Origin of the sequence: Rahnella sp. EDr1-12, assembly GCF_049206505.1 — a bacterium.
In the GTDB taxonomy this organism is placed as follows: Bacteria; Pseudomonadota; Gammaproteobacteria; order Enterobacterales; family Enterobacteriaceae; genus Rahnella; species Rahnella rivi.
This window is the reverse complement of sequence record NZ_JBLZNY010000001.1, coordinates 381,524-394,044: the sequence shown is the minus strand read 5'-3', so window position 1 is coordinate 394,044 and position 12,521 is coordinate 381,524. Positions and strand designations below refer to the sequence as shown.

Below are 12,521 nucleotides of genomic sequence, written 5' to 3'. Positions count from 1 at the left end.
AAAAGCCGGTACTGCGTCTATTACACCACGCCCAATCCGGCATTTACAGCAGCGGACTGAAAAAGTAGAACAAACGCTCGACGATACGGTGCCAGAAAGGCCGTTTGAGCCAGGCTTCGACATCCAGCAGGTGCGAACGGGCAATATAATCGTCCTGAACACGGCCAAGATCATCACCAAATCCGGCGTCATCGATCACCAGCGTTATCTCGAAATTCAGCCACAGGCTGCGCATATCCAGATTTACCGTACCCACCAGACTCAGCTGCCCATCGACAAGAATACTTTTGGTATGCAGCAGACCGTCTTCGAACTGGTAAATTTTGACACCGGCTTCCAGTAATTCTCCGAAGAACGCTTTGCTCGCCCAATCCACCATCATTGAATCGTTTTTCATCGGCAGAATGATACTGACGTCCACCCCGCGCTGGGCGGCGGTACAAATCGCATGCAGCAGATCATCGCTTGGCACCAGATACGGTGTGGTCATCACCAGTTGTTCGCGGGCGGAATAGGTCGCGGTCAGCAACGCCTGGTGGATCATATCTTCCGGGAAACCCGGCCCGGAGGCGATAACCTGAATAGTATGGCCACTTTCCTGCTCGAACGGCATCTGGTTGAGATCCGGTTCGGGCGGCAAAATGCGTTTACCGGTTTCAATCTCCCAGTCACAGGAGTAGACGATGCCCATGGTGGTGGCGACCGGGCCTTCCATGCGCGCCATCAGATCAACCCACTGGCCGACACCGGCATCCTGTTTGAAGAAGCGGGGATCGACCATGTTCATACTGCCGGTGTAAGCCACATAGTTATCGATCAGCACTACTTTGCGGTGCTGACGCAAATCCATACGGCGCAGGAATACACGGAAAAGATTAACCTGCAACGCTTCGACCACTTCGATACCGGCATTACGCATCATTGCCGGATACGGGCTCCGGAAGAAAGCCACGCTGCCTGCAGAGTCCAGCATCAGACGGCAATGAATACCGCGACGCGAAGCCGCCATCAGCGATTCTGCGACCTGATCCACCAGCCCGCCGGGCTGCCAGATATAGAAAACCATCTCAATATTGCTGCGTGCCAGTTCGATGTCGCGCATCATCGCTTTGAGGACGTCATCGCTGGTGGTCAGCAGTTGCAGCTGATTCCCTTTGACACCCGCAATGCCCTGACGACGCTCGCACAGCTGGAATAATGACGCGGCGATTTCGCTGTTTTCGGTCGCGAAAATTCGCTGGCACTCTTTCAAATCGTTCAGCCAGCGAGCCGTGGAAGGCCACATCGCTTTCGCCCGCTCGGCGCGGCGTTTGCCCAGATGCAATTCACCAAACGACAGATAGGCAATAATTCCGACCAGAGGAATGATGTAAATGATCAACAGCCACGCCATGGCAGAAGGCACCGCGCGGCGTTTCATTAAAATGCGTAACGTCACGCCGGCTATCAGTAACCAGTAACCAAAAACCAGAAATCCGCTGATTACCGTATAAAAAGTTGTCATAAAGACGAAAAATCCTGTTCGAAAGCCATGGGCATAAGTGTACGTGTTTGGGGAGTTCTTTTAACCAACTTTTTCCCACCAATCAATCAACTACCTCTTAAAGCAACCCGGCGATAAGAAAATCATCAGGGTGCTGACTTCAAGGTTAGCTGATTACGGTCAACAAGGTGAGAAACAAGACTTGGATAACACGATCATCGGCCTATAATGTCCCGGCTAAATTCTTCCGTTCTTATTCTTTCATGATTGAACAGTGACGGCCACCACGGGACACAGGTGTATGAAACGCAGTAAAAATGAAGTCGGTCGCTGGCGCATGTTACGCCAGACTCAGCGCCGGAGAAGCCGCTGGCTGGAAGGTCAGTCGAGACGCTATCGTCACATCTACCGTATTCGTCAAATACACCATCAACAACATCAGCGCCTGTCATTGTATGCCGTGAACTACGAATGGGGTTCATGATTAGCGGGATTTAGGCTGAAAAAGCGCGCCACATTTTTTACAGACCAGCGTGGAGTTTTTGCGAACTTTGGTGCTGATTTGTTCAGCAACATAACCGCATTCCGGGCAGGTAACCTTCGTGGTTTTACTGGTTAGAAACTTCAGTCCGTCGAAGAATGACATAATGCTTACCTCATGGGCAGGGGTGAACATCCTAACACAGAAGCCATGAAAGCATTGTGACGGGTTTCGGGGTTATTGCGTCACGAAGGTTGCGTTCGTGACGCTTACCGACCTTAGAAAACGCGTTTGAACGGTTTTACTGTGACGGATTTATACACGCCAGCCGCGACATACGGATCGGCATCAGCCCAGACCTTTGCCTCTTCCAGCGTTTCAAACTCAATCACTACCAGCGAGCCGGTCATGCCAGCGGTACCCGGATCTTCGCTGTCAATGGCCGGTGTCGGGCCGGCAATCACTACGCGTCCCTGGTCATGTAATGCTTTCAGGCGTTCAATGTGTGCAGGGCGGGCCGCTGCGCGTTTTTCCAGTGAATCGGAAACATCTTCAGAATAGATAACGTAAAGCATGAGCCACCTTTAATTTGATTTTAATAAGCATTCTGTCCGGGTTCAGTGCGGGCAGAGTGATGTGCAGAATTAACATAGCTAAACCTGAAGCCGGATGAAAGTGCTTTGCGCGGGATCAAGGCAGAGGTTATTTGAGAATAGTTGTCATCTCGGTGTTGAATATGATTGCTATTTACATTTAAACTTGCGGCTTCACGGGGAAAAAGAATCATTATGCCGCTAAAAAAGTTTAGGTTTATTCGCAAGGTTTCTTTGCCGGTGGCACTTTCCGTCGGCTTACATGCTGCAGTTATTGCCGCTGTGCTTTATGTCACGGTGAGTGACGCGCTCAAGCTGCCAGTGCAGGAACAGAAAGTCATGAGTGTGACGATGGTCAATCCTGCTGACTTTGCGCCACCACCGCCGCCGCCTCAGGCAGAACCGACACCGCCGGAACCTGAACCAGAGCCGGAAGTGGTTCCAGAGCCACCGCCTCCGCCGGAAGCCGTGGTGATCCCGGAACCCCCAAAACCTAAGCCGAAACCGGTTAAAAAACCGGTGGTGAAGCCGAAGGTAAAACCCGTTGAGCGTCCGGTAGAAAAGCCGACACAAACAGTTCAGACGGCACCGGTGACCAGCAATCAGCCCGTGACCAAACCGGCCAACCAGCCGCCAGCGTCAAGTAACACGCAAAGTTCCAGCGGTCCGCGTCCCCTTGAACGTGGCAAACCGTTCTATCCGGCGCGTGCTTTAGCGTTACGCATCGATGGCCGTGTCCGCGTGCAGTTTGATGTAGACAGTGACGGTCGCGTGGAGAATGTGCGTATTCTCTCAGCGGAACCTCGCAATATGTTTGAACGAGAAGTGAAGCAGGCGATGCGTAAGTGGCGCTATGAACCGAAGGCTGCCAGTAACCTGGTGGTTAATCTGGTATTCAAAGTGGAAGGTGGTTCGTCCGTCGAGTAAGCCACGCTTTCTGTAGCGGATAAAAAAGGTCGCTCTTTAACAGGCGACCTTTTTTGTTTCTTAAGCATGACGGCGTTTTATTAATCCTGCGACACACCGTCAGAATCAACGCTGAAATTACTTCGGCCGTCTGGAAGCTGGCGCGATTTGCCTTCTTCATCCACGGCAACATACGTGAAGACCGCTTCAGTGGCTCTGTAACGCTGCCCGATGGGCTCGGAGGAGACTTTCTTAACCCAGACTTCCACATTGATGGTGATGGAGCTGTTGCCGGTGCGGATGCAGCGTGCGTAGCAACATACAACATCTCCCACGGCGACAGGTTTGAGGAACGTCATGCCGTCCACCCGCACTGTCACCACGCGACCTTTAGCGATCTCCTTGGCCTGAATCGCACCACCCATATCCATCTGCGACATTAACCAGCCGCCAAATATATCGCCATTCGCATTGGTATCCGCGGGCATTGCCAGCGTACGCAGCACCATTTCACCATTAGGTAAGCTATGTTTTTCGTTCATAGAGAGTGGCTTCACACAGTTCAATGATTTCAAAAATTAAGGCCTTTCAGAGAAAGGCCCAGACAGGAGAACACTTATTTTTTTTCTTCATCCGGCATATGCCGGTAAATATACACCCCGCTCAGCAGGGTAAATACCAGCGTCAGGACCGTCAGGCCGAACACTTTAAAGTTAACCCAGATATTTTGCGGTAACCAGAATGCGACGTAAATATTCGCCAGACCGCAGAGCAGGAAAAATATCGCCCAGCTGACATTCAGTTTATTCCACACGTGATCGGGTAATGTCAGTTCTTTGCCCAGCATTCGCTGAATCAGCGGTTTTTTCAGCACCAGCTGGCTTATCAGCAGTGCGCCGGAGAACAGCACGTAAATCACGGTCACTTTCCATTTAATGAATTCATCATTATGGAAAACCAGCGTCAGGGTGCCGAACACGGCAACCATGGCAAAGGTGATTAATGTCATTTTTTCAATTTTACGGTACACCACCCAGGTGATGACCAGCGCCAGCGCCGTGGCAGCGATTAACGCGCCTGATGCGACGAAAATGTCGTAAAGCTTATAAACCACAAAAAAGACAATCAGGGGAAGAAAATCGAGGAGCTGCTTCATACTTCATTCCATGTTTTATGTATGGGATGACTATACCGGAATCATTTCGCGGACAAAAGAAAAGGGCGCCTGAGCGCCCTTTAAAAAGAGTTGTAAATATTACACGCGTAATTTTGTGTAAAGACGGAACAGATAAATCAGCAATAAGGCAGAAACCAGATTGCTCAGCGCGCTCAGGATCACCGCGGCAACGTCAGGAGACAGCATCGCCAGGCGGCTCACCACCAGCAACAGCACCATTTTTGCTGCCAGCCAGAACATGATCGCCGGAACCACTAAGCGCAGATTCGCGAACGCCAGTTTGCTGCTTACTTTTACGGATTTGAACACGCCGAGTTTTTCATTAACGCACAGCACCGGAGACAGGGACGTCGCCACCGCCAGCACAATGCCCGGAACGACGAACAATGTCAGGCCCAGTTGCACCAGCAGCGTACAAATCAGCATCAGACCGAACAGGCGAGGCATAATCGGTGCCGCAGCGCCAAGTGCCCGCAGCGCGCTGGTCCGCATTCCGCCGGAAACCTGCTGAAGCAGAACTAACATTCCGCCAACCAGTAACACATTGCCGATCAGCGCAGAAAAAGTGGCCGCTGCAGAAACCTGAAGCAACACTTTCTGCTGGTCAGGCGACATGCTTTGAACCAGCTCCTGAATACTCATGCCGGTGTTACTCAGCAAATCGTCGCTGCCTGCACTGAGCACGCTAAGCTGGTCGCTGCCAGGCATGAAAATCTGGTTCAAGATGACGGTAATTAATGCGGTCAGCACGCAGAGCAGCAAAATGCTACCCAACTGATTACGCATAAAATTAAAACTGTCACGGTACAACGTACTGGCCGTGATAGGCATGAACGCTCCTTGGCAAAAAGCAAAAATCAATAAGGCGGGGATTGTACCCTTTAAATACACTCCGCCGATAGTTTTGCGCTGACTTCCTGTCATTTTGCATGATGATTTGCTGCCTGAAGCCATCAGCTAACAAAATCAGGTAACGGTAAATTCACTTCCAGCGGGGGCAGGCCGTAATGCGCACGGGCGCGGTCACAGGCGGAGTTACTCACGTCATTCAAACCCGACTGATCGAATTCGCGGCAGGGTGAGGGGCGATTAAGGTAAATGGAACAGGAAACAGACTGACCCACTTCACCTTCCAGAGCGATACAGCGCGGTGACTTACTGCCAGTGCCCTGCATACAACTCAAAAAGGGAGTGACTTGCTCCGTCAACGCCTGCGGAACCTGTCCGCCAGCCTCTTCAGATTCAGCCCAATAAAAGGATACCCGGAAATACGCACAGCATGCGCCACAGGTCATACACGGATTGTTCATTTCGCTCATTTTGGAAAGCGGCCGACTCCTTTACGGCACCAAACCAAAATCCACAGAACTGTCCAAACTACGCAGTGCCTTTTTTTTAAGCAACAGATATTCGCTGCATTTGTGAACTCAACAAATTCCCTCGTTTTTGATGTAGATCAATTCCTTTGTTTTTATAGATTTAGATCGGTTTGCTAAAGATGCAATTTGTGAAAATTTGTTTTAAAGATGTGATCCCGCGTAGATCAAACCATGCCACAGAGTGGGTATCATTCGCGCGGTGAATACTAATCCATACAAAGGGAAGGGATAATGAAAGCAGCATATTGGGCACTCGTCGCGGCAGCGGCATTTCCGGCAGTGGCGAACGCACATCAGGCAGGGGATGTGATTTTTCGCGTAGGAACAGCCACGGTTCGTCCGACCGAAGGATCAGACAATGTACTTGGACTGGGTTCTTTTGATATCAATAACAATACGCAGATGGGCATGACACTCGGCTATATGTTTACCGATAACATCGGCGTCGAGTTACTGGCCGCCACGCCGTTTCAGCATAAAGTCGGGCTGAAAAGCACCGGCACCATCGCGGAAGTAAAACAGTTGCCGCCGTCGCTGATGGCGCAGTACTACTTCGGAGATAAGCTGGATAAACTGCGTCCGTACCTCGGTGTGGGTATCAACTACACCACCTTTTACGACACAAATTTTAACCAGACTGGCCGCGATGCGGGATTGTCAGACCTGAGCGTAAAAGACTCCTGGGGCGTGGCTACGCAGGCCGGTCTTGACTACAACCTCGATGAGAACTGGCTGATCAACATGTCTGTCTGGTGGATGGATATTGATACGGAAGTGAAATTCAAAGCCGGTGGCGAGCAGCAAAACATCAACACCCGGATTGACCCGTGGGTCTTTATGTTTGGCGTCGGCTACCGTTTCTGATCGACGATACAGGCATAAAAAAGAGGCGCTCAGGCGCCTCTTTCACGTTTATTTCCGGCAAGCCTGATTACTTCAGACGCATGTCGTTCTCAATTGAACGAACACCGGCCACGCCGCGCGTCACTTCTACCGCACGGTTAGCATCAGCGGTTGACGTCACAAAGCCACTCAGCTGTACGCGACCTTTAAAGGTTTCGACGCTGATTTCACGCGATGCGATGGTTTTATCTGCCAGTAAGGCTGATTTCACTTTCGTCGTCACCACGGTGTCATCGATATAACCGCCGGTTCCTTCTGATTTTTTTGTTGGCGCACAGGCGGCAACGGCCATTACCACAACGGCTGCCATGCAGAACGCAGACAAGGTCTTGAATAGCTTCATAAATAACTCTCCATGCTTTGTTATAAAACCAAAAGAAACGATCAGTACACATAAGGCCTGAACTCACGCAAGCGATGCGGTCAGAGCCCGTATAATCATAGGCTTGGTGAGTGATTTTAGTTTGGTTTATTCATGGGGTTTATACAAATAAATAGGCAACTATTTAAGTGCAGAAAAATCGCAAAGAGGTGAAAAGAGACAGAACGCGAGTGTTTTAACCTCTCACGTTCTGTTTATATCGGTTATGCGCGGGTGGCGGCTTTCATTTCACTGACGAAACGGGAAAGCTGAGCCAGCATTTCGGAAGGCTGGTGCAGATTGTTTTCGATAATACGCACGGTCGCAGAACCGGAAATAGCCCCTGCTGCGCCTGCGGCCAGGGTTTCTTTGACCTGCGCAGGTTCGGAAATACCGAAGCCCTGCAGAGGTGGCGCGGCGTTATATTCACGCAACTTATCGACCAGATGATTCAGAGGCGTCAGCGCACGCTTTTCAGTGCCGGTCACGCCAGCACGTGACAGCAAATACGTGTAGCCGCGGCCGTGCGAGGAGATCTCGCGCAGCAAATCGTCTGACGCATTAGGCGGACAGATAAAGATGGGGGCGATACCGTGACGCAGCGCGGCTGCACGGAATGGCGCAGACTCTTCAAACGGCACATCAGCCACCAGCACAGAATCGACGCCCACTTCAGCGCAGCGCTGATAGAAGGTTTCAATGCCGTTATGGAAAACCAGATTAGCGTACATCAGCAGGCCAATGGGGATGTCCGGGTGTTTTTCGCGAATGCGCGCCAGCATATTGAAGCACTGCGTCGGCGACACACCGGCAGCAAAGGCACGCAGGTTAGCATTCTGGATAACAGGACCGTCGGCCAGCGGATCGGAGAAAGGGATGCCGAGTTCCAGCGCATCGGCACCGGCTTCAATCAGCGTATCAATGATTGACAGTGACAGCTCAACGCCCGGGTCACCAAGCGTAACGAAAGGAACAAACGCGCCTTCTTTTTTGCTTTCCAGACGCGCGAATAATTGCTGATAACGTTCCATTAAATTTCTCCCCGGGCAGTCAGGATGTCATGTACGGTGAAAATATCTTTGTCACCGCGACCCGACAGGTTCACCACCAGAATTTGTTCTTTCTCCGGTGTTTCTTTGATCATTTTCAGTGCATGTGCCAGCGCATGTGAGGATTCAAGAGCCGGAATAATCCCTTCGTAGCGGGACAAAGCTTTAAAGGCTTCCAGCGCTTCGTCATCGGTGATCGAGACATATTCCGCACGGCCAATGCTGTTGAGATGCGCATGCTGCGGTCCGACGGACGGGAAATCCAGACCGGCGGAGATAGAATAGGACTCTTCGATCTGGCCTTCTGACGTCTGCATCATCGGCGCTTTCATACCAAAATAAATACCCACGTGGCCGTGTTTGAGCGGTGCGCCGTGCTGCCCGGTTTCAATGCCCAGGCCGCCCGGTTCAACACCAATCAGCTTCACGCTGGTGTCGTCGATGAAATCAGCAAACATCCCGATGGCATTGGAACCGCCGCCGACACAGGCGATCACCGCATCCGGCAGGCAGCCTTCGCGTTCCTGCATTTGCGCTTTGGTTTCTTCGCCGATCATGCGCTGGAATTCACGCACGATGGTCGGATACGGATGCGGACCTGCCGCGGTGCCGAGCATGTAGTGGGCGGTTTCATAGCTGCCAGACCAGTCGCGCAGCGCCTCGTTACAGGCATCTTTCAGCGTGGAGGAGCCGCTGTGTACCGGGATCACTTCTGCACCCATCAGACGCATACGGAACACGTTCGGGGACTGACGCTCGATGTCTTTGGCGCCCATATAAATGCGGCATTTCAGGCCGAGCAGGGCACAGGCCAGTGCTGACGCCACGCCATGCTGACCGGCGCCGGTTTCGGCGATGATCTCCGTTTTGCCCATGCGTTTCGCCAGCAATGCCTGACCCAACACCTGGTTCGTTTTGTGCGCACCACCGTGCAGTAAATCTTCGCGCTTAAGGTACAGCTTGGTTTTGGTGCCAGCCGTCAGGTTTTTACACAGCGTCAGCGCCGTCGGACGGCCCGCATAGTTTTTCAGTAAATCAATGAATTCAGCCTGAAACTCAGGGTCGCGCTGTGCGCTGACAAAAGCTTCTTCCAGCTGCGCCAGCGCAGGCATCAGAATTTGCGGCACATACTGGCCGCCAAATTCGCCAAAGTAGGGATTAAGTAAAGTCATGATATTCCGTCCTGTCTGTCAATTTTTGCGTCATTGCGTGCGGCTTAATACGCCCGCAATGTCTGGAATACGGCGGTGATTTTTTCGGCATCTTTGATGCCCGGCTCGCTTTCAACACCGGAATTGAAATCCAGCCCCGCGCAACCGAGCTGCGCGGCTTCGACGCAGTTATCTGCGCTCAGACCACCGGCAAGCAGCACGTTGCTCAGATCCTGACCGGCCAGCTTGCTCCAGTCGAAACGATAACCGGTGCCGCCTTTGCCGTTGTCCAGCACGTAGCGGTCAACATTATGCAGGTCGCGTGACGGGATGCTGTCTTTAACGCTCAGCGCTTTCCAGATCTGAATATTGTCTGGCAGCACCGCACGCAGTTCATCGATGTACGTCTGGCTTTCCTCGCCGTGAAGCTGCACGGCGGCCAGGTTCAGTGTCTGAGCCGTTTCAGCCACGTTGCTGACCGGTTCGTCACGGAATACGCCGACATATTTCAGCGGTGCGCCGTTCTGTACTTCTTTCGCCAGCGTGTGTGTCACAAAACGCGGTGACCCCTCGACGAAAATCAACCCGCCGTAAATGGCACCGGCTTCATGCGCGGCCCGGGCGTCCTGAGCGCGGGTCAGCCCGCAGACTTTATTATCACCCAGCAGCACACGGCGTACCGCGCTGTTCAGGTTCTGTTCAGACATCAGCGCGCTGCCAATCAGGAAACCATTGGCGAAGCGGCTCAGCTCACGAATTTGCCCGTAGGTGTTGATCCCTGATTCGCTGATGACGGTGACGCCGTGCGGTACACGCGGGGCCAGCTCGCGGGTGCGGTTGAGATCGATAGACAAATCGCGCAGATCACGGTTATTGATGCCGACCACTTTGGCTTTCAGTTGCACCGCGCGATCCAGTTCTTCTTCATTACTGGCTTCCGTCAGCACGCCCATATTCAGGCTGTGGGCGACGGCGGCAAGCTGAACGTACTGATCATCATCCAGAATTGACAGCATCAGCAGAATCGCATCGGCCTGATAGAAACGGGCCAGATGGATCTGATACGGGTCGATAATGAAATCTTTGCACAGCACCGGCTGCGTGGCGGTTTTGCTGACCAGAGGCAGGAAATCGAAACTGCCCTGGAAGTATTTTTCGTCGGTTAATACGGAAATAGCGGAGGCGTAGTCTTTATACACGCTGGCGATTTCTACCGGATCAAAGTTTTCGCGGATCTTCCCTTTCGACGGAGAGGCTTGTTTGCACTCCAGAATAAAGGCCGTTCTTGCGCCTTGCAGGGCATGGTAGAAACTGCGCTGGCTCTGAGTTATTTCATTCTGAAAGCTGGCCAGCGGTTGTTGTTCTTTACGCGCCGCGACCCAAATTTCTTTGTCGCGAACAATCTTGTGGAGCACGGTTTCCTGCTGCATCACTTATCCTCTTGCTGCCAATGCCAACACGCGCTGGTAGGGTTCACCACTGCGCATGACGGCCAATGCCTGTTGTGCGTTTTGTTTTAAATCTTCCTGACCGAAAAGGCGCAGCAGCATCGCCACATTGACGGCTACCGCGGCTTCATGGGCCGGATCACCTTTACCTTGTAATAAGCGTGCCAGAATGTCACGGTTTTCTTCCGGTTCGCCGCCGAGAAGGGATTCAATAGGGTAATTGTCCAGACCGAAGTCCTGCGGCGTGACCTCGTAGGTGGTAATTTTGCCGTCTTTCAGCTCGGCCACCTGCGTGGCTGCGTGGATCGCGACTTCATCCATACCTGCGCCGTGAACCACCGCCGCACGCTCGTAACCCAGTGCCCGCAGCGTTTCTGCAATCGGCAACACCAGTTCCGGGCTGTAAACGCCTATCAGCGCCAGCGGCGGACGTGCCGGGTTAATCAGCGGGCCGAGCACGTTAAACAGGGTGCGGGTTTTCAGTGATTTGCGTACCGGCATCGCATGGCGAAAACCGGTGTGATACTGCGGCGCAAACAGAAAACACACGTTCAGGTCATCAAGCGCCGCGCGGGATCCTTCCGCCGGCATATCCAGACGGATACCAAACGCGGCCAGTAAATCCGATGAACCGGAACGACTGGATACGCTGCGGTTACCGTGTTTCGCCACACGCGCACCACAGGCAGCCGCCACAAAGGCGCTGGCGGTAGAAATGTTGATGCTGTTCGTGCCATCGCCGCCGGTGCCGACGATATCCGCGAACGGATAATCCGGGCGCGGGAACGGTTCGGCATGCGCCAGCAGCGCCTTTGCCGCACCGGCGATCTCAGCCGGTTGCTCGCCACGCACTTTCATACTGATTAAGGCTGCCGCTAACTGAGCCGGTTCCAGTTCGCCATTGACGATGGCGGTAAATAACTGCTGGCTTTCTTCCTGCGTCATCGGCTGTGCGCGATACAGATTCTCCAGAATGCCGGGAATAGTTTGCGTTTGCATGATCGCTCTCCTTACGCCAAAGCCCAGGCCAGTGTCTGCTCAAGCAGACGGGCGCCCTGTGAAGTTAAAATGGATTCCGGATGGAACTGGAAACCGCATACGCGATCTTTTTCATGACGCACTGCCATCACCATGTCGCCGTAGCGTGCGTTGACGGTCAGCCCGTCGGGGATCTGGCTGCCGACCAGCGAGTGGTAACGCGCCACCGGCAGAGGGTTGTTCATCCCGGCAAACATGCCTTCATTATCATGCGTAATCGAAGACGCTTTGCCGTGCAGAATTTCACCTGCCTGACCGACAAAACCCCCGTAGGTTTCCACAATCGCCTGATGACCGAGGCAGATGCCGATAATCGGCAACTGACCGCGCAGACGTTTGAGCAATTCAGGCATGCAACCGGCTTCTGACGGGGTGCCCGGTCCCGGAGAGAGTACCAGCACCGGTTTTTCCAGCTGGCTGAGTTTTTCGATAATCACGTCAGCCGGGATCTGATTGCGGTAAATCACCACGTTGTGACCGCTTGAACGCAACTGATCGACCAGGTTGTAAGTAAAGGAATCGACGTTATCGATGAGTAAGATATCGGCCATC

Annotated in this window: 14 protein-coding genes and 1 pseudogene; 3 read left to right on the top strand and 12 right to left on the bottom strand. The window is 52.8% G+C overall.

Going from position 1 to position 12,521, the window contains the following annotated elements; translation table 11 throughout:
- Positions 1–43 precede the first annotated feature (43 nt).
- Complete coding sequence (gene cls / locus ACO0U8_RS01670) at positions 44–1,504, bottom strand: cardiolipin synthase (protein WP_056780773.1); 1,461 nt, start codon at positions 1,502–1,504, stop codon at positions 44–46.
- A gap of 280 nt (positions 1,505–1,784) precedes the next feature.
- Between cls and ACO0U8_RS01665 the strand changes: the two genes are divergently transcribed.
- Positions 1,785–1,967 (top strand): YciY family protein, encoded by a 183-nt coding sequence (locus ACO0U8_RS01665; protein ID WP_056780770.1) that lies wholly within the window; start codon positions 1,785–1,787, stop codon positions 1,965–1,967.
- Here the strand turns inward: ACO0U8_RS01665 and ACO0U8_RS01660 are convergent, their stop codons facing one another.
- Positions 1,968–2,129: a YnfU family zinc-binding protein gene (locus ACO0U8_RS01660; RefSeq protein ID WP_217204059.1), complete on the bottom strand. Its 162-nt coding sequence runs from the start codon at positions 2,127–2,129 to the stop codon at positions 1,968–1,970.
- A gap of 113 nt (positions 2,130–2,242) precedes the next feature.
- The gene (locus ACO0U8_RS01655; RefSeq protein WP_056780765.1) at positions 2,243–2,539 is read right to left on the bottom strand and encodes a YciI family protein; all 297 of its coding nucleotides are present in this window, start codon (positions 2,537–2,539) and stop codon (positions 2,243–2,245) included.
- A gap of 213 nt (positions 2,540–2,752) precedes the next feature.
- Between ACO0U8_RS01655 and ACO0U8_RS01650 the strand changes: the two genes are divergently transcribed.
- The gene (locus ACO0U8_RS01650; RefSeq protein WP_122095516.1) at positions 2,753–3,484 is read left to right on the top strand and encodes an energy transducer TonB; all 732 of its coding nucleotides are present in this window, start codon (positions 2,753–2,755) and stop codon (positions 3,482–3,484) included.
- Positions 3,485–3,564: 80 nt separating this feature from the next.
- Here ACO0U8_RS01650 and yciA read toward each other — a convergent pair whose 3' ends face one another.
- From yciA to ACO0U8_RS01630, 4 genes are all read right to left on the bottom strand, one after another.
- Positions 3,565–4,005, bottom strand: a complete 441-nt coding sequence (yciA, locus tag ACO0U8_RS01645; protein ID WP_056780758.1) for an acyl-CoA thioester hydrolase YciA — start codon at positions 4,003–4,005, stop codon at positions 3,565–3,567.
- Positions 4,006–4,079: 74 nt separating this feature from the next.
- Positions 4,080–4,619 (bottom strand): septation protein A, encoded by a 540-nt coding sequence (locus ACO0U8_RS01640; RefSeq protein WP_056780754.1) that lies wholly within the window; start codon positions 4,617–4,619, stop codon positions 4,080–4,082.
- Positions 4,620–4,718: 99 nt separating this feature from the next.
- Complete coding sequence (locus tag ACO0U8_RS01635; RefSeq protein ID WP_056780752.1) at positions 4,719–5,471, bottom strand: YciC family protein; 753 nt, start codon at positions 5,469–5,471, stop codon at positions 4,719–4,721.
- A gap of 122 nt (positions 5,472–5,593) precedes the next feature.
- Positions 5,594–5,959: a YkgJ family cysteine cluster protein gene (locus ACO0U8_RS01630; protein ID WP_056780749.1), complete on the bottom strand. Its 366-nt coding sequence runs from the start codon at positions 5,957–5,959 to the stop codon at positions 5,594–5,596.
- A 291-nt stretch (positions 5,960–6,250) separates the two neighbouring features.
- Between ACO0U8_RS01630 and ompW the strand changes: the two genes are divergently transcribed.
- Positions 6,251–6,883 (top strand): outer membrane protein OmpW, encoded by a 633-nt coding sequence (gene ompW, locus ACO0U8_RS01625; RefSeq protein ID WP_136375054.1) that lies wholly within the window; start codon positions 6,251–6,253, stop codon positions 6,881–6,883.
- 67 nt (positions 6,884–6,950) lie between these two features.
- Here the strand turns inward: ompW and ACO0U8_RS01620 are convergent, their stop codons facing one another.
- The 5 genes and pseudogenes from ACO0U8_RS01620 to trpD all read right to left on the bottom strand — a co-directional run bounded on the left by ACO0U8_RS01620 (position 6,951) and on the right by trpD (position 12,520).
- Positions 6,951–7,265, bottom strand: coding sequence for a BON domain-containing protein (locus ACO0U8_RS01620; RefSeq protein ID WP_056780743.1), 315 nt, complete (start codon positions 7,263–7,265; stop codon positions 6,951–6,953).
- Positions 7,266–7,507: 242 nt separating this feature from the next.
- Positions 7,508–8,314, bottom strand: coding sequence for a tryptophan synthase subunit alpha (trpA, locus tag ACO0U8_RS01615; RefSeq protein ID WP_136375053.1), 807 nt, complete (start codon positions 8,312–8,314; stop codon positions 7,508–7,510).
- Positions 8,314–9,507 carry a tryptophan synthase subunit beta gene (gene trpB / locus ACO0U8_RS01610; protein ID WP_421670662.1) on the bottom strand — a complete coding sequence of 398 codons (1,194 nt, stop codon included), beginning with the start codon at positions 9,505–9,507 and terminating at the stop codon, positions 8,314–8,316. The genes trpA and trpB overlap by 1 nt, the downstream gene beginning before the upstream one ends.
- Positions 9,508–9,548: 41 nt before the next feature.
- The gene (gene trpCF, locus ACO0U8_RS01605) at positions 9,549–10,913 is read right to left on the bottom strand and encodes a bifunctional indole-3-glycerol-phosphate synthase TrpC/phosphoribosylanthranilate isomerase TrpF (protein WP_421670150.1); all 1,365 of its coding nucleotides are present in this window, start codon (positions 10,911–10,913) and stop codon (positions 9,549–9,551) included.
- Between the two features lie 3 nt (positions 10,914–10,916).
- Positions 10,917–12,520 (bottom strand): annotated as a pseudogene (trpD, locus tag ACO0U8_RS01600) (bifunctional anthranilate synthase glutamate amidotransferase component TrpG/anthranilate phosphoribosyltransferase TrpD).
- Between the last annotated feature and the right edge of the window lies 1 nt (position 12,521).

Coding starts and splice junctions, on each gene's coding strand:
- trpA (WP_136375053.1), bottom strand. CDS start 8,314: ATGGAACGTTATCAGCAATTATTCGCGCGTCTGGAAAGCAAAAAAGAA.
- ACO0U8_RS01620 (WP_056780743.1), bottom strand. CDS start 7,265: ATGAAGCTATTCAAGACCTTGTCTGCGTTCTGCATGGCAGCCGTTGTG.
- ompW (WP_136375054.1), top strand. CDS start 6,251: ATGAAAGCAGCATATTGGGCACTCGTCGCGGCAGCGGCATTTCCGGCA.
- ACO0U8_RS01635 (WP_056780752.1), bottom strand. CDS start 5,471: ATGCCTATCACGGCCAGTACGTTGTACCGTGACAGTTTTAATTTTATG.
- trpCF (WP_421670150.1), bottom strand. CDS start 10,913: ATGCAGCAGGAAACCGTGCTCCACAAGATTGTTCGCGACAAAGAAATT.
- ACO0U8_RS01665 (WP_056780770.1), top strand. CDS start 1,785: ATGAAACGCAGTAAAAATGAAGTCGGTCGCTGGCGCATGTTACGCCAG.
- cls (WP_056780773.1), bottom strand. CDS start 1,504: ATGACAACTTTTTATACGGTAATCAGCGGATTTCTGGTTTTTGGTTAC.
- ACO0U8_RS01650 (WP_122095516.1), top strand. CDS start 2,753: ATGCCGCTAAAAAAGTTTAGGTTTATTCGCAAGGTTTCTTTGCCGGTG.
- ACO0U8_RS01630 (WP_056780749.1), bottom strand. CDS start 5,959: ATGAGCGAAATGAACAATCCGTGTATGACCTGTGGCGCATGCTGTGCG.
- ACO0U8_RS01640 (WP_056780754.1), bottom strand. CDS start 4,619: ATGAAGCAGCTCCTCGATTTTCTTCCCCTGATTGTCTTTTTTGTGGTT.
- ACO0U8_RS01660 (WP_217204059.1), bottom strand. CDS start 2,129: ATGTCATTCTTCGACGGACTGAAGTTTCTAACCAGTAAAACCACGAAG.
- yciA (WP_056780758.1), bottom strand. CDS start 4,005: ATGAACGAAAAACATAGCTTACCTAATGGTGAAATGGTGCTGCGTACG.
- ACO0U8_RS01655 (WP_056780765.1), bottom strand. CDS start 2,539: ATGCTTTACGTTATCTATTCTGAAGATGTTTCCGATTCACTGGAAAAA.